The organism is Mesorhizobium sp. WSM4312 (genome assembly GCF_002294875.1).
In the GTDB taxonomy this organism is placed as follows: Bacteria; Pseudomonadota; Alphaproteobacteria; order Rhizobiales; family Rhizobiaceae; genus Mesorhizobium.
Window position 1 is genome coordinate 281,000 of record NZ_NSFU01000001.1, and the last position, 22,709, is coordinate 303,708.

Genomic DNA, 22,709 nt, shown 5'->3' on the forward strand with positions numbered 1-22,709 from the left:
TACATTGAGGCAAGCGACAATGGCCGGCTCCGAAAAGCTCACCACCACCGTCTCAACCAAGGGGCAAGTGATCCTGCCGAGCGCCATCCGCAAACGCAAGGAGTGGGGCGCCGGCACTCGGCTGGTGGTCGAAGACTCGCCTGAAGGCATTCTCTTGAAGTCGGCACCTGCCTTCGCCGCTACCCGGCCTCAAGACGTCTTTGGTTTGCTGCCCCATAACGGCAGGCCGAAGACGCTTGAAGACATGGATGCGGGCGTTCTCGCCGAAGCACGGCGGCGGCATGCTCGCGATTGATACCAATGTCGTCGTTCGGTACCTGACGAACGACCATCCCGAGCAATCCCCGCGCGCCCGGCGCGTGATCGATGACCGACCCGTATTTGTCGCCGTGACGGTCATGCTGGAAGCCGAATGGGTGCTGCGAAGCGCTTACGGCTATGATCAGGCCGCTATCGTCAGAGCTTTGCGGGCGTTCGGCGGTCTTCCCACGGTTGAAATCGAAGACGCGGCAATTGTCTCTTCCGCGCTCGATCTGGTCGAGACCGGTGTGGATTTCGCAGATGCGCTGCACCTCCGCAAGTCCGCGCATTGCACGGGATTTGCGACCTTCGACCGCAAAGTGATCAGGGCCGCGCAGGCAGCGGGGCTCGGGGACGTGCAAGAAGCATAGCGCGATGCGTGGCGAAGTGCGCCACGCCGCGTTGCGCGCCGCGAACACGAACATGTTAACGCCTTCTTAAATGTTTAATTGATCGAGCACGATCGCCACATTACTTTTGATCGGACCTCTCGTGCGGTGGTGTTGCCAGTGCTGCGTTCCCTCGGCGTCCTGACTTCCTCCTTCCTGCTTGGCTGTGTTTCGCTGTTTGGCGCAACGTCGCTGAATGTCGGTTCGGCGTCAGCGCAATCCACCGTGCCCAAGCAGTCGACATTGTTCGGGAAGACGCAATCATCCTCGGGCGCCTCACTCTCCGCCGCGGTTGGCGGCCCCACCAGCGTCCCCTACGGGTGGGTCGATTTCTGCCATCGCCGACCAAAAGAGTGCAAGGTGCCCGCACTGCCGGCCACGAACGTCAAGCTGACCGCGCAGACCCTGCGCATCCTCAAGCGGATAAATCAGAAGGCGAACAGTTCCATCAAACCGGTCAGCAATTTCGATCACTGGGGCACGATGATGGACCACTGGGACTATCCGGTGGACGGCAAGGGCGACTGCAAGATCTACGCGCTCTACAAGCGCAAGCTTCTCATGGAGGCGGGATTTCCCCGGCAGGCGCTGCTGATGACCGTGGTGCACGACCTCGACAATGAAGGCCACACCATCCTGACGGTGAAAACCGACAAGGGCGATCTGGTCCTCGACAATCTGGTCGACGAAATCAGGCCCTGGAACGCGACCGGCTACTACTTCGTGAAACGCCAGTCGCAGCAGAACCCGAATATCTGGGTGTCGATCAACCGGCGAGGCGGCACGCCGCAGACCTCACGAACGTTGCCAAGCTCGTAGACTGAGCAACCTTTCACCGCAGCGGTCCAAGCGCCACAGACTGTCGACGCGTTTTCAGCGCTCGGGATGGTGGATTCCGCGACCGTCCGGGCTCGCGCGCCTTGCCGTCCAGCTTCTTGGCGTGCGCGAGCGGAACATTGCTTGGAGATCGCGGTCTTCTCCGGCGTGATGGCAGACGCCGCGACCAGCGACGCGTTTCAAGCCTTTGTCTCATGCATGTCCCGACCCAAGCCGAACCACCTCTGGCCGACATGTGCTATTTCTTGCAAGCGGGCTCATTGGGGTGCCCGCAAGACGGCTGCTTGCCGGCCGGCGGCTGGGGCGGCCTTGGCTGTGCCGGCCGCTGCTGCTGCATTTGCTGCTTAGGCTGGGCGTGGAACTCCGGTCTCTGCGCCTTAGGCTGAGCCTGCACCTTCAGCTGCGTGTTGCCGTTGTTGACCTTGAATTTCTGCTGGACACTGCCACCACTGTTTCCGTTGGCAGGCAAACTGTGGAATTTCGGCCCATTGCCATTGACCTGGGCCCCACCATTGCCTTGCCCATTGGCCTGGCCGTTCAGCTGGCCGCCGCCTTGATTGTGAAGCTTCTTGAACTTGCCGTTGGGTGGGTTCTGGCCTGAATTCTGGCCATTGAACGCCGATGGGCTGTTCATCCCATTCGCCGCAGACGTGCCGTTGGCGCCCGGAATCTTGCGCAACTTGGCATTCTTGCCGGTACCGTTCTGGCCTTGGCCGTTGCCCTGGCCGTTGGCGCCGTTTTGCCCATTCGCCACCGGGTTGCCGGTCACGGCGCTTCCACCGGCCGTGGCCTGCTTGTTCAGGAGCTTGCCGGACTTGTTCTTGGGCAGGTTCGGGTTGTTGGGCAGGTTCTGTCCATTGAGCACCGGCTTGCCATTGACGAGTGGCAGCATCTTGCCGTCGGCGCCGGGCAAAGCATGACCCGTCAGCTTCTTGGCAGGCAATGTCTTCGACAGCGGCGTGACACCGCCCGGCTGCTGGCCGCCCTGCCCCGGCTTCAGCGGGATGCCGCCCGGGTTCTGCTTAGGCAGATTCGGCTTGTTGGGCAGGTTCTGTCCATTCAGCACCGGCTTGCCATTGACGAGCGGCAGCGTCTTGCCGTTGGCGCCGGGCAAGGCATGACCCGTCAGCTTGTTGGCGGGCAATGTCTTCGACAGCGGCGTGACACCGCCCGGCTGCTGGCCACCCTGCCGCGGCTTCAGCGGGAGGCCGCCCGGGTTCTGCTTGGACAGCACGGTTTCCTTTTTCTGCAGGAAAGCCGGCAACGCCACCTTCGTTGCCAGCGCCGCCGCACCCAGGCCCACGGCGCCAGCAGTCAGTTTCTGGCCGGTGGTGAGGCCACCACCCTGGTTGTTGTTCTCGTTGATCGTCGTGTTGTTGATGATGGTGGTGTTGTGGATGTTGTTGAAGATGACGTCGTTCGGCGGCGGGGAGATGTCACGCGGCGGGTTCACCCAGGCGGGCACCGGCACGAAAACAGGCGTCGGCAGAAGGAAGATTCCGACCGGCGGCGGCGGTGGTGCCAGTTCAATGAAGTCGCGCGGCCGCGGCGGCAGGAAGATGACCGCCACGGGTGGCGGTGGCGCGAAATCGAATTCCGGGTCGTCGAAGTAGAGCACGGGCCGGTCGACATAGACGATCTCATCGGGCGGTGGCGGCGGCACGTCGTAGGCGTAGACGGCAAAACCCTGCGGCGGTTCGAGCGCGGCATCGAAATGCTCAAGCCTGCGCCTTGCGTCCCAGGCGTGCGGACCGTGCGGATAGCGATCGAGATAGGACCAATAGGCTTCGGGCGTGTCCCTCAGCCAGGTCTGGCTCCAGGTGATCGCCTCGCGCCGCGCCGCCAGGATCGCGCGCACCCGCCTGGCCATCGGATCGTGGGGATAGGCGACCAGAAAATCCTCGTAGCCGCGCATCGTGTCGCGATCGAGAGCCGCGATATAGGCATCATGCGCATCGAAGTCGCGGATTTCCTTGGTCCGCATGGCGCCCACCTCGGCTAACGACATCTGCTGCGGCGGGGCATCCGGCCCGCGGTCGAAGAAGACGAAAGGCTCCGTGATCTTGGAGGCGTTCCAGGGCAATTCCGCACCCTGCGTCACCTCGTTGACGCGCAGCCGCGTGCGGTCGAAGACATCACCAAGCTGCAGGCCGCCATCCCTGATCATCTCGGCAAGCGCCTGCGCATAGGCGCCGTAAGGCCCTTCGCCTTCCGGCGCGATCGTGCCCGGGGCGGCGTTGAAGGCGATCAGCATGTTCGGCTCGGGATCGACCAGTGCAAGGCCGCCGGCCAGCGGCTGGTTCGACTTGGCGAAGGAGTTTGGCCGCGCCGCGTCGAGCACGACGATGTTGACTTTGGTCGGCAGCGCTGCAAGCGGCTTGGTGAGGTCGGAGATCCGCACCGCGGCCATCGGCACATCAGCGGCATTGGCGATCTGGGCATCGACGGGCGCGAAGTAGTTCTCGCCCTCGAACTGCAGGCCCTGGCCAGCCAGATAGACAAACACCACCGCGTCGGGACCGGCTGCCGTCACCTTGGCGAGGAAATCGCGATAGGCGCCGCGCAGCGATTCCTGGTCGACGTCGCGCGCGCCGACCACGTCGAACCCCGCCGCTTGCAAAGTCTGGGCAATCAGGCCGGCATCGTTGGCCGGCGTCGTCAGCGCGCCCGCCGGATAGGCGGCGTTGCCGATGACGAAGGCAAGGCGCTTTTGGCTTTGCGCCAGCGCCGCTGCTGTCGACCCGAACGCGAAAATGGAGAGGGCAAGGAAGAAAGCGAGAAGTTTCGAGACCGTCCGCATTACGATCATCCGTCAGGTGAGAGTGCCTATGCTTCCGCCCCAGCCAGACTAGGCTGGTACAAGAAGGCAGCTTTGCGGCGTCAATCCGTCCGCTTTGGGCCGGGCGGGGCTGAGGTGGCTGGTCTCAACGAAACGTGATCACGGGTCGGCGTCAGCCGCGCCTTCTCCTGGGCTTTTCCAGCAGGGCGACAGCCTCGACATGGGGCGACCACAGGAACTGGTCGATCGGCGTCACGCTTTTCAGGGTGTAGCCGCCGTCGATGAGGATGCGCAGGTCGCGACCCAGCGTCACGGGATTGCAGGACACCGCGGCAACGTAGGGAACATCCGAGCGGGCGATCTGCTTCGACTGGTCCTCGGCGCCGGCACGCGGCGGATCGAAGACAAGGCCGTCGAAGGCGTTCAACTCCTTGAATGTCAGGGGCCGGCGGAACAGGTCGCGGCGCTCGGCCGTCACCCGCTTCAGGCCGGTCGCGAATCGTGCCCCCCGGTCGAGCGCCGAAAGGGCCGCCGCATCGCCCTCCACCGCATGAACTTCCGACTTCGCGGCCAACCGCAAGGCAAAGCTGCCGCAACCGGCGAAAAGATCGGCGACCTTCTTGGCGCGCTTCAGATGTGAGCCGACGATCTCGGCCATGGTGCGTTCGGCGGCCTCGGTCGCCTGCAGGAAGGCGCCGGGCGGCACGGCGACAGCGATGCTGCCGAACATGACCACGGGCTTCCTCGGTTCGATGATGATCTCGTCATCGATGGACAGCCTGGCAAAGCCTTGCGCCAGGACAAAGTTGGAAGCGGTGCGGCGCTGGTGCTCGCCAAGCTTGCCGGACTCATGCACAGCGACGTCGAGGCCCGAACCCGTCACGGTGACCGCCATCCGGAACGATTTGGTGGTCGCGCATATCAAGTCGGCGAGCGCCCTCAACCGGTCGAGTGCTGCGACGATCTCGGGCAGCGAGATCGGGCATTCCGATATGGCAATGATTTCCGGCGAGAGGTGACGGTTGAAGCCGAGCAGCATGCCCGTCTCGGCGCGCCGGGCGGCGAGCACGACACGGCGGCGCGTGTGCGGCGCGCAGGCGACCAGTTCGTCGATGCCGCAATCGATGCCCTTCAGGGCGTACACCACCTTGTCGCGTTTCCACTGGCGATAGGCTTCGGCCTCGAAATGCTGGAGGGCGCAGCCGCCGCATTCGGTGAAATGGCGGCAGGCGGGTTCGATGCGCAGCGGCGAGGCCTCGAGCACCGCCATCAGCGCGGCACGATCCCGTTCGCGCGCGGCGGTGACGGTCTCGCCGGGCAGCGTAAAGGGGATGAACAGGTCGCCGCTTTCGATTTCGGCAATGCCGTCACCCTGGGCGCCAAGCTTTTTTATGGTGAAGCGCGCGCTCATCGATCCTTGATCCCACCAAGCAGGAATTCGCGATTGCCGTCGCCGCCTTCGATCGGCGACAGATGCAGGCCGAGCGAACGCCAGCCCGGAACGGCGTCCAGCCAATCCTGCAACAGGCCGGCGACACGGGCGGCATCGAAGGGGTCTTTCAACAGGCCGCCCTTGCCGATCGCCTCGCGACCCGCTTCGAATTGCGGCTTGACCAGAAAGACCGCGGCAGCACCAGGCTTCGCGACGGCGAGCGCCGGCGGCAGCGCCAATCTCAGCGAGATGAAGCTTACGTCGGAGACGATGAAATCCGGAATGCGGCCGGCAAGATCCGCGGCGGTGAGGTCACGGGCATTCAGTCCCTCGATGACCGTCACGCGCGGGTCCTTGCCGACATCGGGATGCATCTGGCCGTGCCCGACATCGATGGCGGTGACATGGGAGGCACCACGCTCCAGCAGCACCTGGGTGAAGCCGCCGGTCGAGGCGCCGATGTCGAGGGCCTCGCGGCCGGCCGGATCGAGGCTGAAGTGATCGAGCCCGCCGAGGAGCTTCAGCGCCGCGCGCGAGACATAGCCTTGCGCCGGATCATCGATGGCAACAAGGCATTGCGGCGAAACGTTCTGGCCGGGTTTGCGGGCAAGGACGCCGTCAACCATCACCGTGCCACGCTCGACCGCGTCGCGGGCACGCGAGCGGCTGGCAAACAGCCCGCGCTGGACGAGCAAGTCGTCGAGCCGCTGGCGGGTGCTGGCTGGGGGAGGCGAGTTCATCGGCCTTCATGGCGAAAGCCGGCAGCGAAGGCAAGGACATTGGGGCGGGATCAGGAACATCGTCGAAAAGCGAGCGAACGCACCAAGCCGCCGCACCGCTTGCGGGTATCGCATCAACCCGGCACAATGTTGAGGAGGGGCGCCGTTTATCCGAATGCGAGTGCACGGATGCTAACAGGAACCTGCCACTGTGGTGCAGCCCACTGGACCCTGGAGGGCGATCCCGGGCCGATCACCGCCTGCAGCTGCACGCTTTGCCGTCGCTATGGCGTGCTCTGGGCTTATGACTATGTCGACGAACGCATCCGCGTTGCGGGACCGATGGGCAGCTACACGCGCGCCGGAAAGGACAGCCCGTCGCTCGAAATCCTGTTCTGCCCGACCTGCGCCTGCGTGCTCGCCTGGCGTGGTTTGCGCGCAGAGGCGTCTGGCCAAACGCGCATCGCCGTCAATGTAAGGCTGGCGCCACCCGAGGCGGTCGCCGATCTGCCGATCGACCATTTCGATGGCCTCGACACATATGACGACCTGCCCCGCGACGGCCGTTGCGTGCGCGATATGTGGTTCTAGAAGATGGTGCGCGGAACCTGGCGCTCGATGGCCGGGGACAAACCGTCGTCGCGATCCCCTGAGGCTTGCACGGCAGGATGCTCGGTGGCAGTGGCGGGCGGCGGAACAGGATCCGGCAGGACGACCAGTTGCGGCACCTGCTTGTAGGAAAAGCCGCCGCGGATATCGCCCATCTTGCCGGCGATGATGCCCATCGCCGCCTTTTCAAGGCTGCGATCATAGCGCGTTTCGGCGACGGCCGGCGCGACGATGACCGCTGAAAGCGCCACGCCGCACAGAAGCGTTCTCATTGTTGTTTGTCTCCCTGCCTGATCACCGATCTAGCAGGGCGCCGTTGAAAAACGGCCAAGGGACACGGTAAGCAGAATGCCAAACGGCAGCGTTAACAATGCGTTAAGACGTCAAGCCGGCAAACTGATTGAAGCCCCTGAGACTTTGGTTCAGGCGCGCTGGGCGCGGGCTGTATGGCCGAGGGCGACAAATACCGTGCGCACGATGCCGGCCGCATCGAGACCGGCATCGGCATACATCTTCTCCGGCTTGGCGTGGTCGGTGAAAATGTCGGGCAGCACCAGCGGGCGCACCTTCAGGCCGCCTTCCAGCAGTCCTTCATGGGCAAGGAACTGCAGCACATGGCTGGCAAAGCCGCCGATGGCGCCCTCCTCCACCGTGACCAAAACCTCGTGCGAGCGGGCGAGCCGGCGGATCAGATCCTCGTCGAGCGGCTTGGCGAAGCGGGCATCGGCAACTGTGGTTGAAAGCCCGGCCGCACCGAGTTCCTCGGCGGCGATCAGGCAATCCTGGAGGCGCGTCCCGAACGACAGCAGCGCCACCTTTGTGCCTTCCCTGACGATGCGGCCCTTGCCGAGTTCGAGCACCGAGCCGCGCTCCGGCATGTCGACGCCGACGCCGTTGCCGCGCGGATAGCGGAAGGCGATCGGGCCATCATCGTAACTCGCGGCGGTGCGCACCATGTGGCGCAGCTCCGCCTCGTCGGCGGCCGCCATCACGACAAAGCCCGGCAGGCTTGCCAGGAAGGTGGTGTCGAACGCGCCGCAATGGGTGGCGCCATCGGCGCCAACGAAGCCGGCGCGGTCGATCGGGAAACGCACCGGCAGCTTCTGGATGGCGACGTCATGGACGACCTGGTCGTAGGCGCGCTGCAGGAAGGTCGAATAGATCGCCGCGAACGGCTTGTAGCCTTCGGTCGCGAGACCGGCGGCAAAGGTCACCGCATGCTGTTCGGCAATGCCGACATCGAAGGTCCGTGACGGGAACACTTCGCCGAACAGATCAAGCCCCGTGCCGCTCGGCATGGCGGCGGTGACGGCGACGATGCGGTCGTCCTCGCGGGCTTCCCCAATCAGGCTTTCGGCGAACACCTTGGTGTAGGCCGGTGCGTTGGCCGGCGCCTTGGCCTGCGCGCCGGTGATGACGTCGAACTTGTTGACGCCGTGGTACTTGTCGGCGGCGGCCTCCGCCGGCGCGTAGCCCTTGCCCTTCTGGGTGACGATATGGATCAGCACCGGGCCTTCGCCATTGTCGCGGACGTTTTTGAGCACCGGGATCAGATGTTCGAGATTGTGGCCGTCGATCGGGCCGATATGGTAGAAACCGAGCTCCTCGAACAGCGTGCCGCCGGTGACATAGCCGCGCGCATGCTCGACAGCCCTCGTGATCGCACGATCGGCACGCTTGCCGAGGTAAGAGGTCAGCTTCTTGCCGAAGTCGCGCAGGCCGGCATAGGCCCTGCCCGAGGCGAGACGCGCCAGATAGGCGCTCATGGCGCCGGTGGGCGGCGCGATCGACATGTCATTGTCGTTGAGGATGACGATGAGCCGGGCATCGAGCGCGCCGGCATTGTTCATCGCCTCGTAGGCCATGCCGGCCGACATGGCGCCGTCGCCGATGACGGCGATGACGTTGTTGCGGCCGCCGGAAAGGTCGCGGGCGGCTGCCATGCCAAGGCCGGCCGATATCGATGTCGAGGAGTGCGCGGCGCCGAAGGGATCGTATTCGCTCTCGGCGCGGCGGGTGAAGCCGGACAGGCCGCCTTCCTGGCGCAGCGTGCGGATGCGATCGCGGCGGCCGGTCAGGATCTTGTGAGGATAGGCCTGGTGGCCGACATCCCAGATCAGGCGATCGTCCGGGGTGTTGAAGACATAATGCAGCGCCACCGTCAGTTCGACCACGCCGAGGCCGGCGCCGAGATGGCCGCCGGTGCGCGACACGGCGTCGACCAGTTCGAGGCGAAGCTCGGATGCCAGTTGCGGCAGCTCGCTCTCGTCAAGCGCGCGCAGATCCGCCGGGATGCGGACCTTGTCGAGAAGCGGCGTATGCGGCGTTGCGTTCACGGGAGCTCAGGCTTTCTGTTCAACGGCGGGATAAGCCGCCGGCCGGCGAAAGTAAATGCGTGTCGGTGACGCGGATCTATCAGGTCCCCTCGCCGATTTCCTCAGCTTTCCGGCAGCGGGATGAACTCTTTCTCATCTCCAGGAACGATATCGAAGCGTCCCGTCTTCCATTCCTGCTTGGCCTGTTCGATGCGCTCCTTCGACGAGGAGACGAAATTCCACCAGATGTAGCGCTGCGAGCCGAGCGAGGCGCCGCCGAAAAGCATGAAATGCGCACCGGTTTGCGACGATATGATGATCTCGTCACCGGGCCGGAACACCAGGAGCCGCTCTGCCGGAAAGACGTCGCCCGAAATCGCGACCTCGCCTTCCAGCGTGTAGATGGCGCGCTCTTCCGCGTCGGCCGGAATCTTTATGCTGGCGCCCGGAGCCAGCCTAAGGTCGGCGTAAAGTGTCTCGGAATCGGCCCTTACCGGGGAGCGCTGCCCCTGGAAATCGCCGATGACGATGCGGCCGCGGACGCCTTCGGCATCGATCTCGGGCAGCCGCAAGGCAGCGGTGTTCTCGAACACCGGCGCCACTTCCTCCTTGCCATCGGGCAAGGCGAGCCATGTCTGCAGGCCTGAGATCGACATCGGCGCGCCGCGCAATTCCTCCGGCGTGCGCTCGGAATGCACGATGCCGCGGCCGGCGGTCATCAAATTCACGTCGCCGGGCTGGATCACCATTTCGGTGCCCAGCGAATCCCGATGCCTGATCCTGCCGTCGAACAGATACGTCACCGTCGACAGGCCGATATGCGGGTGAGGACGGACATCGAGAGCCTGGCCTGCCCGCAGGATCGCCGGACCCATGCGATCGAAGAAAATGAACGGCCCGACCAGCCGCCGCCTGGCGGTCGGCAGCGCGCGACGCACCTCGAAGCCGCCAATGTCCTTGGCGTTCGGGATGACCATCAACTCGATCTGGTCGCTGGCAAAGGCGTCGCCGGCTTCAGGGTCTTTCCCGGGAAAGAAGCTCATGGACTCTCCTTGTTAGCGGTCAAGGGCCACTTGGCGGCATCAGGCAAAACGGATCGCCGCCTTTGCCCGCAGCTTGGCCGCCACCTCTTCGCGATTGCGCGGATGCTGGTTGGTTTCGAGCGAATCGAGGAGTTCACGCGCCGATGCCGCGATGGCTTCGACCGCATGATCGAACGCATGCTGGTTCTGTTTCGACGGCCGTGTCGTTCCGCTCAGCTTGCGGACGAACTGAAGGGCTGCGTCGCGCACTTCGTCATTGGTTGCGGGCGGGTCAAAATTGAACAGGGTCTTGATGTTTCTGCACATCGCTTCCGTATCTCCTCTTGTCCTGGAGCCGTTTCAATCGGGACGAGCTTAATCCTCAACCATGATCGTGTCCAAAACCGGTAAGGCTGCTCCGTGCCTCAGTCCGCGTCGAGCGGCTCGGTTCCGACCGGCTTGCCGTCGCGCGACAGCCTGATCTTTTCGACCTTGTCCTCGGCCGCCTTCAGCAGCCGGTCGCAATGCGCCTTCAGCGCCTCGCCGCGCTCGTAGATCTTGATCGACTGGTCGAGCGGCACGTCGCCACGCTCGAGATCATCGACGATCTTCTCCAGCGCGTCGAGTGCCTGCTCGAAGCTCATCGCCTTGACGTCTTCGTTGGTTTCACCAGCCATCATTCATCCTTTCATCAGTCGCCCGACATGGGCGGCGACCGAAAATGCCAGTCCCTGCAGATCGTAACCGCCCTCGAGCAGGCTGACGAGCCGGTTGCCGCTGTGGCGCGCGGCGCGCTGCATCAGCTGGCCGGTCGCCCAGTCGAAATCGTCCTCGGTCAGGTTGATCTCGGCCAGCGGATCGCGGTGATGCGCGTCGAAACCGGCCGAGATGATGATCAGGTCAGGCGCGAAATTGTCGAGCGACGGCAGCACCCGCGACAGGAAGGCATCGCGAAACACCTCGCTGCCGGTCTGCGGCGCCAAGGGCGCGTTGACGATGTTGCCGGCGCCGGTCTCGGTCTTCGCGCCAGTGCCGGGATAAAGCGGCATCTGGTGCGTCGAGCAATAGAGAACCGAGGGATCGTCCCAGAAAATGTCCTGCGTGCCGTTGCCGTGATGCACATCCCAGTCGACGACGGCGACGCGCTCGGCGCCATGCTTCTTCTGCGCATAGCGCGCGGCGATCGCCGCCGTGTTGAAGAAGCAGAAGCCCATCGCGGTGGTCTTTTCGGCATGGTGGCCGGGCGGCCTTGCGGCGACGAAGACATTGTCGGCGCGGCCTGCAAAGACGTCGTCGACGGCGGCGTTGGCCGCGCCGATCGCGGCGATCACCGCCTGCCAGCTCTTCGGGCTGGCGGTGGTGTCGGCATCGATGCGGGCAATACCCTCCTCGGGAATGGCGGCACGCACACGGGCGACGAAATCGGCGGGGTGCGCGTAGAGGATGGTGGCCTCGTCGCCCTCCGGCGCCTTGGCACGATCGAGCGCGGCAAAAGCCTCGTCGTCGAGCACGCGCTCGATGGCGCGCAAGCGGTCCGGCCGCTCGGGGTGGCCGGGCGGCGTGATGTGTTCGAGGAAGATCGGGTGCGTGTAGAGACGGGTTGTCATGCTCCCTATCTAGTGCCCCGGCGCCGCGATGGCCATGCATTGCGGCTCGATCACTGGGGAAAATCGCGCCTGCGTCCATTGGCGCCGCTGCGGGGATTGGCGCGGCCGAGGCTTCGGCGTAAGGTCGCGCCACTGCCTGGTGCTCGCCGCGAGCGGGAGAATCGGGAACACGGTTGAATTCCGTGGCGTGCCCAACGCTGTGAGGGGGACCGCGCCGGTAAATGCCACTGTCGATGACGGGAAGGCACCGGACGCGGGTTGATCCCGAGCCAGAAGACCGGCCTGGCAGGCATCGTCATCCGCATGGTCAGGCGGCTGGCATCGGAGCAACGCGCGTCCAGTTGGATGCACAAAGTGCTCTGACGGTGTGGAACTATTGCAATCGCAAGGGGACGAGCGATGCCGGAACACATGACCGCTCCTGTGGGCGACGGATTTGACCAGACGGCGCGCGATGCGGTCTATCGCGCCATGTTCACGCGGCGCGACGTGCGCAGCCATTTCCTGCCCGACGCGCTCGACGACGAGGTGTTGGCCCGGCTTCTGCTTGCCGCCCATCATGCGCCATCGGTCGGCTTTATGCAGCCATGGAATTTCATCGTCATCCGCGACGCCGCGCGACGGGCAGAGGTGCGCGACCTGTTCCTGGCCGCGCGCGAACAGGAACTGCCTGAAATCGAGGAGGAACGACAGGCGCTCTACCGCAAGCTGAAGCTCGAAGGTATCTGCGAAAGCGCCCTCAACATCTGCATCACCTGTGACCGTCGGCGCTCGCAAGGTTCGCCACTGGGCCGCTGGCACAATCCGGAAATGGATCTCTACAGCACGGTCTGCGCGGTGCAGAATTTCTGGCTGGCCGCGCGTGCCGAAGGCGTCGGCGTCGGCTGGGTCAGCATCATCGAGCCGCAAGCGTTGAAGAGCCTGCTGGCCATTCCCGAGCATGTGACGCCCGTCGCCTATCTCTGCGTCGGCCGGGTTTCCGAGTTCGCATCCAAACCAGACCTGGAAACGCATGGCTGGGGCCGGCGGCTGCCGCTGCCCGACCTGATCATGAGCGAGACTTTTTGCGGGCAAGGCGAGGCGCCACTGAAATCGACCGTGGCCCGCCTCAACGCCTCCGATGTCGCGCCGGCGACGACCTGCCCAGCCGATCAGTTCGTCGCGCCGGCCGTGCCCCAGCGCGAGCCACCAAAGGAGGCCAGCGCCTTGTCCTTCAGCTCCCTGAACTTCGACGACGCCTCGGCCAGCCTGATATCCCAGGCCGGATCGGGCACCTGGCCGGCGATGGTCTTGAAATAGACCTGCATCAGGCAAGCGATGGCGAAGGGCTCGATGAAGGCCGCCTTGAAGGCCCAGGCAAAGACGATGGCAAGCACGAAGGCCCAGCCGGCGAGTTGTCCGGGCATGATGAAGAGAACGGCGCTGGCCGGAGCCAGCATCAGCAGGAAGATGACGAAAGACACGCCCCACATGATGACCGCCAGCCAGACGGCGTTCTTGACCATGGTCTTGCCGTTCTGGGCGTAGAGCACGACGCCTTGCCGCGCCGTCTCGAAGGGTGAGGACGAGTTGATGCGGATGTTGTAGCCGAGGATGATCTCGTCGACATAGGTGAGCGACAGGCGGATCACCGTGTTGATGAAGGAGACCAGACCGCTCAGGCCCGGAATGGGCAGGAAAGCAGCGATGCCGCCGAGCAGGCCGGTGATGGCGCGGATGGCGCCCTTGACCAGCTGGTCGACGACGAAAAGGATGTTGGCCTCGGCGAAACGCTCGGTCACGACCTGCCTGGCATAGGCGATCTGGTTCTGGCCGTCGGGGACATCCCGGCCGTCGATCAGATGGACCATCACGGCGATATGGCCGGCCTTGACGACGTAGAGGATATATTCGCGGATCCAATAGACGGCGATCGAAACCACGCCGAAGCCGACCACGCCGCCCCACAGGGCAAAGGACATCGGCCCGTCGGGATCCGTGGAGATATGGCCGACGCCATAGCCGACCGACGCTCCCGTGCCGGTCGCCACGATATAGGCAAGCGTGATGCCGAAATAGACGATCATGCGAAAGACAATGAAAGGCCAGGTCCGCATCATGATGGACACCGACCTGCCGATATCGAAATCCCACATGCCCGAATCTCCCCTCAGAGATGGCTGGGAAGGATGCGCTCACCCCGAGGATTGTCAATCATGAGCGGTGGACAGCGGTGCGCAACGGGGATTTAGCTCTGTTTCGACGCTGGTTTTCTGAGCAGTCCCTCGAGCAATTGCTTGAACGCCGCAACCACGATCTTCGACGTCGCTTCGGGGTCGTTCGAATTGGCGATCCGCTGCGCCGCCTGGCTGCTCGCCCCGTTGATCAGCCGCGCGGCGGTCTCGGGGTCGACGCCCGGGACGACCACCCCTTCCCCCTGCAGCGCGGTCAGATGATCGGTCATTGAACCGACGCAGGCATTGGCATTCGACCATTGCGCGGGATCGCCCAGTACGGCCGGACCGTCGCGGAACATGATGCGCTGGATTTCCGGCTCCAGCGCCATTTCGATATAGGTCGTGCACTCGTCGACGAAATGCTGCCAGCGGGTCGGCGCTCTCGACGCGACCTCATTGACCCGAGCAGCCATCTCGCTGTCGATTTCGGCGATAACCGCCTCCAGCAGTCCCTTTTTGTCGCCGAAATGGTGGTAGAGGGCGCCGCGCGTCAGCCCGGCCGATGCCGTGAAATCATCCATCGACGCTTCGGCATATCCGATCGTGCCAAAGGCCTGGCGGGCCGCGGCGATCAGCTTGGCGCGCGTCTCGGCGATCATTTCCTTGCGGGGTCTGTGCATTTCCGTCTGGTCCTATTCACATACGTTCCGTATGCCAATTGACATACGTCGCGTATGCTCTATCTAATGATCATACGCTTCGTATGTAATTGTCGAACCGCCCTTTGTCGAGGAACCCCATGCAAAACCCCTATTCGGAAATCTTCCGCGCCCCTGGAGCGAGGGGCTTTGCGGCCGCCGGCTTCATGGCGCGCCTGCCGATCGCCATGGCGCCGATCGGCATCGTGGCGATGCTGTCGCAGACGCGTGGCGAATACTGGCTGGCGGGTGCTGTCTCGGCGACATTCGCGCTGGCCAACGCATTCCTGGCGCCGCAAATATCAAGACTGGTCGACCGCCTTGGCCAGACGCGGATCGTCGTGCCCACGACAGTCATCTCCGTGCTCGCCTTCATCACGCTGGTCGCGGCCGCCAATCAGGACTGGCCGGTCTGGACGCTGTTCGTGTCGGCGCTGCTGGCGGCGGCCATGCCCAGCATGCCGGCCATGGTGCGCGCGCGCTGGACCGAGCTTTTCCGGGGTCGGCCCGAGATGAACACCGCCTTCGCCTTCGAATCGGCGGCGGATGAACTGGTCTATATCGCCGGCGCATCGCTGTCGGTCGGCCTCAGCGCCGCCCTGTTTCCGGAAGCGGGCATGCTGGCGAGCACTCTGTTCCTCGCCTTGGGCTCGACCGCGTTCATCCTGCAGCGATCGACCGAGCCACAGGTGCGCCCGGTAGACCATGGCTCGAGCGGCTCGGCGATCCGCCTGCGGCCGGTACAGGTCATCACCTTTGCCCTGATCTTCGTCGGCGCGACCTTCGCGACGACGGAAGTGAGCACGGTGGCCATCACCAAGGAGCTCGGCCAGCCCGGCGCCGCCAGCCTCGTCATCGGCGTCTACGCGCTGGGGTCGTTCATGCTCGGCATCATTGTCGGCGCGCTCAACCTGAAGGCACCACTGCAACGCCAGCTCGCCATCGCGGTCGCCCTGGTCGCGCTCGGCACCTTGCTGCCGCTCACCGCCAACAGCGTGCCGCTTCTGGCGCTGACCGTCTTCATCAGCGGCGTGGCGATCTCGCCGACCTTCATCACGGCCTTTGGCCTGATTGAGCGGCATGTCCCCGAAGCGATGCTGACCGAAGGCATCACCTGGGTGACCACCGGGATCGGCATCGGCATGGCGCTTGGCTCCTTCGCCGCCGGCGCCGTGGTGGATGCGTTCGGCGCCCAGAACGGGTTCTGGGTCTCGGTGGCATCGGGCACGATTGCGCTCGCCACCGTGCTGCTCGGCCAACGCATCCTGGCCACGCATAAATGCGAGTTGGACGGATGCGAAGCAGCCGCCGTTCCGGCCGAGTGATAGCCAGAATATGTCGAGATTCAGGTCAGGCCGACCTGACCTGAGTCTCGAATATATTTTAGAGGATCTCGGTCTTGGCGATGTGGATGCCAAACCCTTCGAGGCCGACATAGTGGCGCTCGCGCGAGGCGATCAGGTTGATCGAGGAAATGCCGAGATCCTTCAGGATCTGTGCGCCGAGGCCGATTTCGCGCCATTCATTCTCACGGCGGCGGGCCTCTTCGTGATCCTCGCGGTCACCGCTCAGCGGGCGCTTGCGCTCCTGGTGCGCGACGCCGACGGAGCCCTCTCTGAGATAGACGATGACGCCGCGTTTGCGCTCGCCTATCGCCTTCATGATGCCGTCCAGGCGATGGCTGGTGCCGAAGACGTCGGTCACCACATCCTCGGAATGCAGACGCACCGGCACTTCCTCGCCATCGCGTATATCGCCGAACACGACTGCGACGTGATGCATCGTGTCCCAGGGCAGCGTGTAGGTGAAGACCTGCGCCTTGCCGCCAAGCGTGTCGATATCGGAGCAAGCGACGCGCTCGACCAGCGTTTCCTTGCGTTGGCGGTAAGCGATGAGGTCGGCGACCGACACCTGCTTCAGGCCATGCTCTTCGGCGAAAGCCTGCACCTGCGGACCGCGCTTGACGGTGCCGTCGTCGTTGACCAGTTCGGAAATGACGCCGATCGGCGGCAGGCCGGCGAGCTTGCAGAGATCGACCGCCGCTTCGGTATGGCCCGAACGCATCAGCACGCCGCCTTCGCGGGCGATCAGCGGGAAGATGTGGCCGGGGCGGACGAAATCGGAGGCGCCGACATTGCCGTTGGCGAGGTTGCGCACGGTCAGCGTTCGGTCGTCAGCCGAAATGCCCGTCGTCGTGCCATGCTTGAAATCGACGCTGACGGTGAAGGCGGTGGTGTGGGCGGAATCATTGTCGGCGACCATCGGCTGCAGGTTGAGCCGCTTGGCTTCCTCGCGCGGCATCGGCGTGCAGACGATGCCCGAGGTGTTGCGCACGATGAAGGCCATCTTTTCCGGCGTGCAGTGAACGGCGGCGACGATCAGGTCGCCCTCGTTCTCGCGCCCGTCATCGTCCATGACGACGACGATCTCGCCGCGTTCGAAAGCGCGAATGGCTTCGACAATCTTCTTCTGATCGTAAGGCATGGGGTGCTCGCTTCGCTCGCAGGGATTAGTGAATAGGCAGTAGGGAAATGAAAAGGCTGTGTCGGGCGGCCAAATGCCTATTCCCTACTGCCTATTCCCTTCCCCGTCTGTCCCCTGTGCCGCAGATAGTGATCGGCAATGGCGCAGGCAACCATTGCCTCGCCGATCGGCACGGCGCGGATGCCGACGCAGGGGTCGTGCCGGCCCTTGGTCATCACCTCGACGTCGTTGCCGTCCTTGTCGATCGACTTTCGCGGCGTCAGGATCGATGAGGTCGGCTTGACGGCGAAACGGGCCACGATCGCCTGGCCGGTCGAGATGCCGCCAAGGATGCCGCCGGCATTGTTGGACAGGAACACCGGCTTGCCGTCATTGCCGATGCGCATCTCGTCGGCATTCTGCTCGCCGGTGATCTGGGCGGCCTCGAAGCCGTTGCCAATCTCGACGCCCTTGACGGCGTTGATCGACATCAGGCCCGACGCAATGTCCTGGTCGAGCTTGGCATAGATCGGCGCGCCAAGCCCTGGCGGCACGCCGTCGGCGACGATCTCGATCACGGCGCCGACCGAGGATCCGGCCTTGCGGATACCGTCGAGATACTGCGTGAAGACGGGAACCGAAGCGGGATCGGGTGTGAAGAACGGATTCTGCGCGTCGCCGATGAAATTCCAGTTCCAGTTGGCGCGGTCGATCGATTTTTCACCCATCGAAACCAGGGCGCCGCGCACCACCATGCCGGGCACCACCTTGCGGGCGAGCGCGCCGGCGGCGACCCTGGCCGCGGTCTCGCGGGCCGAGGAGCGGCCGCCGCCGCGATGGTCGCGTATGCCGTATTTGACGTCATAGGTGTAGTCGGCATGGCCCGGCCGGTATTGGCGGGCGATCTCGCCATAGTCCTTGGAACGCTGGTCGACATTCTCGATCAACATGGAGACCGGCGTGCCGGTGGTGATCATCGTCTGGCCGTCCTCGTCGAGGACGAAACCAGACAGCACCTTCACCTCGTCGGGTTCGCGGCGCTGGGTGACGAAGCGCGACTGGCCCGGCCGGCGCTTGTCGAGTTCGGCCTGGATTTCATCACGCGTGAAGCGGATGCCGGGCGGGCAGCCGTCGACCACGCAGCCAAGTGCTGCGCCATGGCTTTCGCCCCAGGTGGTGACGCGGAAAAGGTGGCCGAACGTGTTATGAGACATTGATAAAGTGCCCTGCCGGCAGCGGAGCCGGTTGAAGCCTGCCTTCTATTGGCGTTTCTTGCGGTGGTCAAACTGTCATCCCTGCCGTTTAAGTTTTGACACATTCGGCTGGTTTCTGCTTTCTTCCATCCGCCGTTGAGGACCCGCCGCCGCAGTGCCGGCGCAATGACCAAAGAGGACGATCATGCGTACCCTGATTGGCGCTGTTGCCGCAGCCCTGCTCTATTCCACCGCCGCCTTCGCCGGACAGACCGAAGGCCTGATCAAGAAGATCGACAAGGACGCGCTGACCCTGACGCTGGATGACGGCAAATCCTACAAGCTGAACGCCGAAACCGATCTCGACTCGCTGAAGCCGGGCATGGACATCGTCATCGCTTACGACGTGACCAATGGCGAGAATGTCGTGACCGATATGCAGTTGCCGGACAGCGACACGAACTAGGTCAGGCGGCTTAAACCCACTCCAGGCTCCGGCCTTCAAGTTTGAGCACGCGATCGTGCGGTATTTCCAGGTTCGCGGCCTCGTCCTCCGCCATATTGAGCACGAAACGGAACAGGGTGCGCATGACGCCGCCATGCGTCACGCAGACCGTCTTGCGGTCAATCTCGTCGAACCGGGGCTTCACCCGTTCGAGCAGTATCTGGTAGCTCTCGGCACCTTCGCCGGGCGGCCGGAAGTTCCATTTATCCAAAGCGCGAGTCCTCTTCGCACGAGGATAGCGTGTCTCGAGTTCGGCAAACGTGAACCCCTGCCAATCGCCGAAATTGACTTCAACGAGATCGGGATCGGTTCGATAGACGAGCGGATCGAGCTTCATCGCGACGCGGATGCGCTCCATCGTTTCGCGCGTCCGCTTCATCGGGCTGGCGATGAAATCGAAATCCTCCGGCTTGTTGACGAGGCCGGCCAGCCGATTCCCGTTTCCGGTTGCCTGTTGGCGGCCGAGCTCATTGAGATCGGTGTCGGCCTGGCCCTGAAGCCGGGCCTCGGCGTTCCACGCGGTCTCGCCGTGGCGCACGATATAAACCAGCGGGTACATCAAGTCTTCCCAAGGTCGGGCAAGGGCCTGGACTGAGGATAGGGGACGGAATTAATCCTTGACCGTCGAAATATCAGGCGCGTCGACCGCCTTCATGCCGACCACGTGATAGCCGGAATCGACATGGTGCACCTCACCGGTGACGCCACGCGACAGGTCGGACAGGAAATAGACGCCGGAATCGCCGACCTCCTCCTGCGTGACCGTCTGCTTCAGCGGCGAATTGTATTCGTTCCACTTCAGTATGTACCGGAAATCGCCGATGCCCGAGGCGGCCAGTGTCTTGATCGGGCCGGCCGAGATCGCGTTGACGCGGATCTTCTTGCCGCCGAGATCGACGGCGAGGTAACGCACGCTGGCTTCGAGCGCGGCCTTGGCGACACCCATGACGTTGTAGTGCGGCATCACCTTCTCGGCGCCGTAGTAGGTTAGCGTGAGCAGTGAACCGCCCTCGGTCATCAGCGCCTCGGCGCGCTTGGCGATGGTGGTGAAGGAAAACACCGAAATGTCCATGGTGCGCAGGAAGTTGTCGCGCGTCGTCTCGACATAGCGGCCGGTCAGCTCATCCTTGTCGGAGAAGGCGATGGCATGGACGAGGAAGTCGATTTTGCCCCAATGCCTGGCGACATTGGCGAAAACCTCATCGAGGCTAGCCGGATCGGTGACGTCGCAATGGCCGGCGACAAAGGCGCCCAGTTCCGCCGCCAACGGCTCGACGCGCTTCTTGAACGCCTCGCCCTGATAGGTCAGCGCGATCTCTGCGCCATGGTCGACGCATGCCTTGGCGATGCCGTAGGCAATCGACCTGTTGTTCGCGACGCCAAGAATAAGGCCGCGCTTGCCGGCCATCAGGCCCTGTCCACCCGCCATGTGAGCGCTCTCCGCAAGGTTTGTTCTTTGTGGAGTGCCTATCGCACAGGCACACAGCCCCTTCAAGCGCTCAAACCGGACAGTTCGGGGGACAAGAGCGATGGATCAGCCTTTTTGACCACGTAGCAACGCTTCGAGCGCGCCGTCGCCGCCTTCCGGCAGCATGATGCGGACATGCGCGTAGAGGTCGCCATGGCCGCCGGCCTTTTCCGGCAGGCCCCTGCCCTTGAGCCGCAGGACCTTGTCCGAGCTCGACCAGGCGGGAACGTTGACCGCCAGCCTGCCTGTCGGCGTCTCGACCGGCACCTTGGCGCCCAGCACCGCATCCGCCAGCGACACCGGCAGATCGGCATGCAGGTCGCGGCCCTCGATGCGGTAGCGCGGATGCCGGCGGATATGGATCTTGACCAGCGCGTCGCCGGGCTGGCCCGGTCCCTGCTCGCCCTGTCCCTTCAGCCGGATGGTCTGGCCATCCTCGACAAAGGCCGGCAGTTTAACCGCCACCTTGCGGCCATCCGGGAACATCGCCGTCACCTTTTCGGCGGTCGCCGCTTCCTCGATGGTGACGTCGAGCGTGACGTTCAAATCAGCCGCCGTCGCGGGCTGGCGGCGGTCGCCCATGCCGGCACCGCGCGCGCCGGAAAAGGCGTCGCCGAAGATCTGGCTGAAAATATCGCTGTTGCCGTCGAACGGATCCCCGCCCGGGCGCCCCGAACGGAATTCGAATCGCGAACCGCCGGCGCCTTGCTGGCGGCGAAACCCGGCAAAGGGATCGCCGCCACCGGCGGCGCCCTCAAAGCCCTGGAAGCGCGGCTTGCCGTCGGCGTCGATCTCGCCGCGATCGAAAGCAGCACGATTCTTCTCGTCGCCGACGATCTCATAGGCCTGATTGGCCGCGGCAAAACGGTCCTTCGCCTTGGGATCATTCGGATTCTGGTCCGGATGATGTTTCTTGGCGAGTTTCCGGTACGCCGATTTTATGTCCTTGGCCGATGCGTTCTTTGCAACGCCCAGGACCTCATACGGGTCGCGCATGCTTCCTGCCCTGGAAATGAGTTGAGTCCATACTTGCCTCCTATATGCGCTCGGATAGGAAGAAATTCCAGTAGCTGATGGCCATATTGAAAGCGGAAATCAGAGCGCCTTGAAGCCCTGCATGCGCCAGCCGCCGGCACTGGCCAGGCAGAGTTCGCCTTCGAACATGGCAACGCCGTCAAAGCTTTCGCGCGAGGCCTTGAAGCGGCGGCAGGTCTGGCCCCTGTCCTTCAATTCCGCCAGTTCGGTGATGGAGCCGCGCGAGCCGGTGCCGGCATTGGCCCACGGCACGGCCTGGCCGCCGAGCTGTTCGATGTCGGCGGAGGACACCGCATTGCCGATCGTCGTCTGGTCGGAGTCGCGATCCGAATCGGCAGGCGCCGGTGAAGCCTGCGTGCTGCTGGTCAGGATCGAGCGGTCGACTTCGGCCTTTTCCAGGCTGAAGCCACCCGCGCCGCAGGCGGCAAGCGGCAAGGCCGCCGCCACGATCGCCGCTTTCGCGCTGGCCGAAGCGATAACGCCCCATTGCCTGCTGTCAAAAGCTTGCGCGATGCGCGACAATCGGCAACCTCCCTGATTTCGTGACAATTTGAGAAAAACTATGAGCGACATAGAGTTAACAACCAGTGACTTTACCGAAGCGGCCGAGCCATTTCGCCTCTTTGCCGCATGGCTGGACGACGCCACCAAGAACGAAATCAACGATGCCAACGGCGTGGCGCTGGCGACCGTCGATTCCGAAGGCATGCCGGATGTGCGGATGGTGCTGCTGAAGGGGTTCGATGAAGGCGGCTTTGTTTTCTACACGAATTTCGAGAGCGCGAAGGGCCAGGAGATTCTAGGTAGCATGAAGGCGGCGATGTGTTTCCATTGGAAATCGCTGCGCCGGCAGGTGCGCATTCGCGGCCCGGTGGAGATCGTCAGCGATGCCGAGGCCGACGCCTATTACGCGACGCGCCCACGCGGCAGCCGCATCGGCGCCTGGGCGTCGAAGCAGTCACGGCCGCTGGAAAGCCGCTTCGCGCTGGAGAAAGCTGTCGCCGAATACACGGCGCGCTACGCCATCGGCGAGATTCCGCGCCCGAAGCACTGGTCGGGTTTCCGCATCGTGCCGAAGACGATCGAGTTCTGGCACGACCGTCCGTTCCGGCTGCATGACCGGGTGGTCTTTACCCGCAATGCCAAAGGCGATTGGGACAAGACGCGGCTTTATCCCTGAGA

At 63.9% G+C, this 22,709-nt stretch carries 24 protein-coding genes, 1 pseudogene and 1 riboswitch; of the genes and pseudogenes, 8 read left to right on the forward strand and 17 right to left on the reverse strand.

The window, feature by feature from the left end; translation table 11 throughout:
* Positions 1-19: 19 nt before the first annotated feature.
* From CK228_RS01295 to CK228_RS01305, 3 genes are all read left to right on the forward strand, one after another.
* Positions 20-295, forward strand: coding sequence for an AbrB/MazE/SpoVT family DNA-binding domain-containing protein (locus CK228_RS01295; RefSeq protein WP_095786611.1), 276 nt, complete (start codon positions 20-22; stop codon positions 293-295).
* On the forward strand, positions 282-671 hold the full coding sequence (locus CK228_RS01300; RefSeq protein WP_095786612.1) for a type II toxin-antitoxin system VapC family toxin: 390 nt from the start codon (positions 282-284) through the stop codon (positions 669-671). Before CK228_RS01295 ends, CK228_RS01300 begins: the two co-directional genes overlap by 14 nt.
* A 78-nt stretch (positions 672-749) precedes the next feature.
* Positions 750-1,508, forward strand: a complete 759-nt coding sequence (locus tag CK228_RS01305; protein WP_348629229.1) for a transglutaminase-like cysteine peptidase — start codon at positions 750-752, stop codon at positions 1,506-1,508.
* Between the two features lie 256 nt (positions 1,509-1,764).
* On the opposite strand, the gene CK228_RS01310 is transcribed toward CK228_RS01305, so the two are convergent.
* The 3 genes from CK228_RS01310 to CK228_RS01320 form a co-directional block, all read right to left on the reverse strand.
* Entirely contained in the window at positions 1,765-4,335 is a 2,571-nt protein-coding gene (locus CK228_RS01310) for a caspase domain-containing protein (RefSeq protein WP_095786613.1), read from the reverse strand.
* Between the two features lie 142 nt (positions 4,336-4,477).
* Complete coding sequence (locus CK228_RS01315; RefSeq protein ID WP_095786614.1) at positions 4,478-5,716, reverse strand: class I SAM-dependent RNA methyltransferase; 1,239 nt, start codon at positions 5,714-5,716, stop codon at positions 4,478-4,480.
* Complete coding sequence (locus CK228_RS01320; RefSeq protein ID WP_095786615.1) at positions 5,713-6,477, reverse strand: TlyA family RNA methyltransferase; 765 nt, start codon at positions 6,475-6,477, stop codon at positions 5,713-5,715. The genes CK228_RS01315 and CK228_RS01320 overlap by 4 nt, the downstream gene beginning before the upstream one ends.
* Positions 6,478-6,645: 168 nt before the next feature.
* Here CK228_RS01320 and CK228_RS01325 point away from each other — a divergent pair, with 168 nt between their 5' ends.
* On the forward strand, positions 6,646-7,047 hold the full coding sequence (locus tag CK228_RS01325; RefSeq protein WP_095771039.1) for a GFA family protein: 402 nt from the start codon (positions 6,646-6,648) through the stop codon (positions 7,045-7,047).
* Here CK228_RS01325 and CK228_RS01330 read toward each other — a convergent pair.
* The 6 genes from CK228_RS01330 to CK228_RS01355 all read right to left on the reverse strand — a co-directional run bounded on the left by CK228_RS01330 (position 7,044) and on the right by CK228_RS01355 (position 12,009).
* A complete protein-coding gene (locus CK228_RS01330; RefSeq protein WP_095786616.1) occupies positions 7,044-7,337 on the reverse strand; it encodes a hypothetical protein in 294 nt (97 codons plus the stop codon). The two genes, CK228_RS01325 and CK228_RS01330, sit on opposite strands and share 4 nt — an antisense overlap.
* A gap of 150 nt (positions 7,338-7,487) precedes the next feature.
* On the reverse strand, positions 7,488-9,401 hold the full coding sequence (dxs, locus tag CK228_RS01335; RefSeq protein WP_095786617.1) for a 1-deoxy-D-xylulose-5-phosphate synthase: 1,914 nt from the start codon (positions 9,399-9,401) through the stop codon (positions 7,488-7,490).
* A gap of 101 nt (positions 9,402-9,502) precedes the next feature.
* Positions 9,503-10,423 carry a pirin family protein gene (locus tag CK228_RS01340; protein WP_095786618.1) on the reverse strand — a complete coding sequence of 307 codons (921 nt, stop codon included), beginning with the start codon at positions 10,421-10,423 and terminating at the stop codon, positions 9,503-9,505.
* Between the two features lie 39 nt (positions 10,424-10,462).
* On the reverse strand, positions 10,463-10,729 hold the full coding sequence (locus tag CK228_RS01345; protein ID WP_010914875.1) for a DUF2277 domain-containing protein: 267 nt from the start codon (positions 10,727-10,729) through the stop codon (positions 10,463-10,465).
* A gap of 98 nt (positions 10,730-10,827) precedes the next feature.
* Positions 10,828-11,079: an exodeoxyribonuclease VII small subunit gene (locus tag CK228_RS01350; RefSeq protein WP_027046614.1), complete on the reverse strand. Its 252-nt coding sequence runs from the start codon at positions 11,077-11,079 to the stop codon at positions 10,828-10,830.
* Positions 11,080-11,082: 3 nt separating this feature from the next.
* On the reverse strand, positions 11,083-12,009 hold the full coding sequence (locus CK228_RS01355; protein ID WP_095786619.1) for a histone deacetylase family protein: 927 nt from the start codon (positions 12,007-12,009) through the stop codon (positions 11,083-11,085).
* Between the two features lie 120 nt (positions 12,010-12,129).
* Positions 12,130-12,310, forward strand: a riboswitch (cobalamin riboswitch).
* A gap of 110 nt (positions 12,311-12,420) precedes the next feature.
* On the opposite strand from CK228_RS01355, the pseudogene bluB reads away from it, so the two are divergent.
* Positions 12,421-13,035, forward strand: a pseudogene (gene bluB, locus CK228_RS35670) (5,6-dimethylbenzimidazole synthase); the annotation flags it as partial.
* 125 nt (positions 13,036-13,160) lie between these two features.
* Here bluB and CK228_RS01365 read toward each other — a convergent pair.
* Together CK228_RS01365 and CK228_RS01370 are read right to left on the reverse strand one after the other, a co-directional pair.
* On the reverse strand, positions 13,161-14,144 hold the full coding sequence (locus tag CK228_RS01365) for a hypothetical protein (RefSeq protein ID WP_245318034.1): 984 nt from the start codon (positions 14,142-14,144) through the stop codon (positions 13,161-13,163).
* Between the two features lie 92 nt (positions 14,145-14,236).
* Positions 14,237-14,845 (reverse strand): TetR/AcrR family transcriptional regulator, encoded by a 609-nt coding sequence (locus CK228_RS01370; protein ID WP_095786620.1) that lies wholly within the window; start codon positions 14,843-14,845, stop codon positions 14,237-14,239.
* Between the two features lie 119 nt (positions 14,846-14,964).
* Here CK228_RS01370 and CK228_RS01375 point away from each other — a divergent pair, with 119 nt between their 5' ends.
* The gene (locus tag CK228_RS01375; protein WP_095786621.1) at positions 14,965-16,188 is read left to right on the forward strand and encodes an MFS transporter; all 1,224 of its coding nucleotides are present in this window, start codon (positions 14,965-14,967) and stop codon (positions 16,186-16,188) included.
* Positions 16,189-16,246: 58 nt separating this feature from the next.
* Here the strand turns inward: CK228_RS01375 and ribB are convergent, their stop codons facing one another.
* Together ribB and aroC are read right to left on the reverse strand one after the other, a co-directional pair.
* Entirely contained in the window at positions 16,247-17,347 is a 1,101-nt protein-coding gene (gene ribB / locus CK228_RS01380) for a 3,4-dihydroxy-2-butanone-4-phosphate synthase (RefSeq protein ID WP_095786622.1), read from the reverse strand.
* A 77-nt stretch (positions 17,348-17,424) separates the two neighbouring features.
* On the reverse strand, positions 17,425-18,540 hold the full coding sequence (gene aroC, locus CK228_RS01385; protein ID WP_095771046.1) for a chorismate synthase: 1,116 nt from the start codon (positions 18,538-18,540) through the stop codon (positions 17,425-17,427).
* A 184-nt stretch (positions 18,541-18,724) separates the two neighbouring features.
* Here aroC and CK228_RS01390 point away from each other — a divergent pair, with 184 nt between their 5' ends.
* On the forward strand, positions 18,725-18,985 hold the full coding sequence (locus tag CK228_RS01390; protein WP_095771047.1) for a DUF1344 domain-containing protein: 261 nt from the start codon (positions 18,725-18,727) through the stop codon (positions 18,983-18,985).
* A 10-nt stretch (positions 18,986-18,995) separates the two neighbouring features.
* Here CK228_RS01390 and CK228_RS01395 read toward each other — a convergent pair whose 3' ends face one another.
* From CK228_RS01395 to CK228_RS01410, 4 genes are all read right to left on the reverse strand, one after another.
* Positions 18,996-19,583 (reverse strand): histidine phosphatase family protein, encoded by a 588-nt coding sequence (locus CK228_RS01395; RefSeq protein ID WP_095786623.1) that lies wholly within the window; start codon positions 19,581-19,583, stop codon positions 18,996-18,998.
* Positions 19,584-19,634: 51 nt separating this feature from the next.
* Complete coding sequence (gene fabI / locus CK228_RS01400) at positions 19,635-20,453, reverse strand: enoyl-ACP reductase FabI (protein WP_095771049.1); 819 nt, start codon at positions 20,451-20,453, stop codon at positions 19,635-19,637.
* A gap of 105 nt (positions 20,454-20,558) precedes the next feature.
* On the reverse strand, positions 20,559-21,488 hold the full coding sequence (locus CK228_RS01405; RefSeq protein WP_095771050.1) for a DnaJ C-terminal domain-containing protein: 930 nt from the start codon (positions 21,486-21,488) through the stop codon (positions 20,559-20,561).
* A gap of 99 nt (positions 21,489-21,587) precedes the next feature.
* Entirely contained in the window at positions 21,588-22,049 is a 462-nt protein-coding gene (locus CK228_RS01410; protein WP_095771051.1) for an RT0821/Lpp0805 family surface protein, read from the reverse strand.
* A gap of 40 nt (positions 22,050-22,089) precedes the next feature.
* Between CK228_RS01410 and pdxH the strand changes: the two genes are divergently transcribed.
* Complete coding sequence (gene pdxH, locus CK228_RS01415; protein ID WP_095786624.1) at positions 22,090-22,707, forward strand: pyridoxamine 5'-phosphate oxidase; 618 nt, start codon at positions 22,090-22,092, stop codon at positions 22,705-22,707.
* Positions 22,708-22,709 lie beyond the last annotated feature (2 nt).

Bases quoted from the DNA above. Each gene is read 5' to 3' on its own strand.
- CK228_RS01365 (WP_245318034.1), bottom strand. From the start codon at position 14,144: ATGTGGGATTTCGATATCGGCAGGTCGGTGTCCATCATGATGCGGACC.
- CK228_RS01320 (WP_095786615.1), bottom strand. From the start codon at position 6,477: ATGAACTCGCCTCCCCCAGCCAGCACCCGCCAGCGGCTCGACGACTTG.
- aroC (WP_095771046.1), bottom strand. From the start codon at position 18,540: ATGTCTCATAACACGTTCGGCCACCTTTTCCGCGTCACCACCTGGGGC.
- CK228_RS01370 (WP_095786620.1), bottom strand. From the start codon at position 14,845: ATGCACAGACCCCGCAAGGAAATGATCGCCGAGACGCGCGCCAAGCTG.
- CK228_RS01330 (WP_095786616.1), bottom strand. From the start codon at position 7,337: ATGAGAACGCTTCTGTGCGGCGTGGCGCTTTCAGCGGTCATCGTCGCG.
- CK228_RS01355 (WP_095786619.1), bottom strand. From the start codon at position 12,009: ATGACAACCCGTCTCTACACGCACCCGATCTTCCTCGAACACATCACG.
- CK228_RS01325 (WP_095771039.1), top strand. From the start codon at position 6,646: ATGCTAACAGGAACCTGCCACTGTGGTGCAGCCCACTGGACCCTGGAG.
- CK228_RS01345 (WP_010914875.1), bottom strand. From the start codon at position 10,729: ATGTGCAGAAACATCAAGACCCTGTTCAATTTTGACCCGCCCGCAACC.
- CK228_RS01315 (WP_095786614.1), bottom strand. From the start codon at position 5,716: ATGAGCGCGCGCTTCACCATAAAAAAGCTTGGCGCCCAGGGTGACGGC.
- CK228_RS01395 (WP_095786623.1), bottom strand. From the start codon at position 19,583: ATGTACCCGCTGGTTTATATCGTGCGCCACGGCGAGACCGCGTGGAAC.
- pdxH (WP_095786624.1), top strand. From the start codon at position 22,090: ATGAGCGACATAGAGTTAACAACCAGTGACTTTACCGAAGCGGCCGAG.
- CK228_RS01405 (WP_095771050.1), bottom strand. From the start codon at position 21,488: ATGCGCGACCCGTATGAGGTCCTGGGCGTTGCAAAGAACGCATCGGCC.
- CK228_RS01375 (WP_095786621.1), top strand. From the start codon at position 14,965: ATGCAAAACCCCTATTCGGAAATCTTCCGCGCCCCTGGAGCGAGGGGC.
- ribB (WP_095786622.1), bottom strand. From the start codon at position 17,347: ATGCCTTACGATCAGAAGAAGATTGTCGAAGCCATTCGCGCTTTCGAA.
- CK228_RS01295 (WP_095786611.1), top strand. From the start codon at position 20: ATGGCCGGCTCCGAAAAGCTCACCACCACCGTCTCAACCAAGGGGCAA.
- CK228_RS01340 (WP_095786618.1), bottom strand. From the start codon at position 10,423: ATGAGCTTCTTTCCCGGGAAAGACCCTGAAGCCGGCGACGCCTTTGCC.
- CK228_RS01310 (WP_095786613.1), bottom strand. From the start codon at position 4,335: ATGATCGTAATGCGGACGGTCTCGAAACTTCTCGCTTTCTTCCTTGCC.
- CK228_RS01390 (WP_095771047.1), top strand. From the start codon at position 18,725: ATGCGTACCCTGATTGGCGCTGTTGCCGCAGCCCTGCTCTATTCCACC.
- CK228_RS01350 (WP_027046614.1), bottom strand. From the start codon at position 11,079: ATGGCTGGTGAAACCAACGAAGACGTCAAGGCGATGAGCTTCGAGCAG.
- CK228_RS01300 (WP_095786612.1), top strand. From the start codon at position 282: ATGCTCGCGATTGATACCAATGTCGTCGTTCGGTACCTGACGAACGAC.
- fabI (WP_095771049.1), bottom strand. From the start codon at position 20,453: ATGGCGGGTGGACAGGGCCTGATGGCCGGCAAGCGCGGCCTTATTCTT.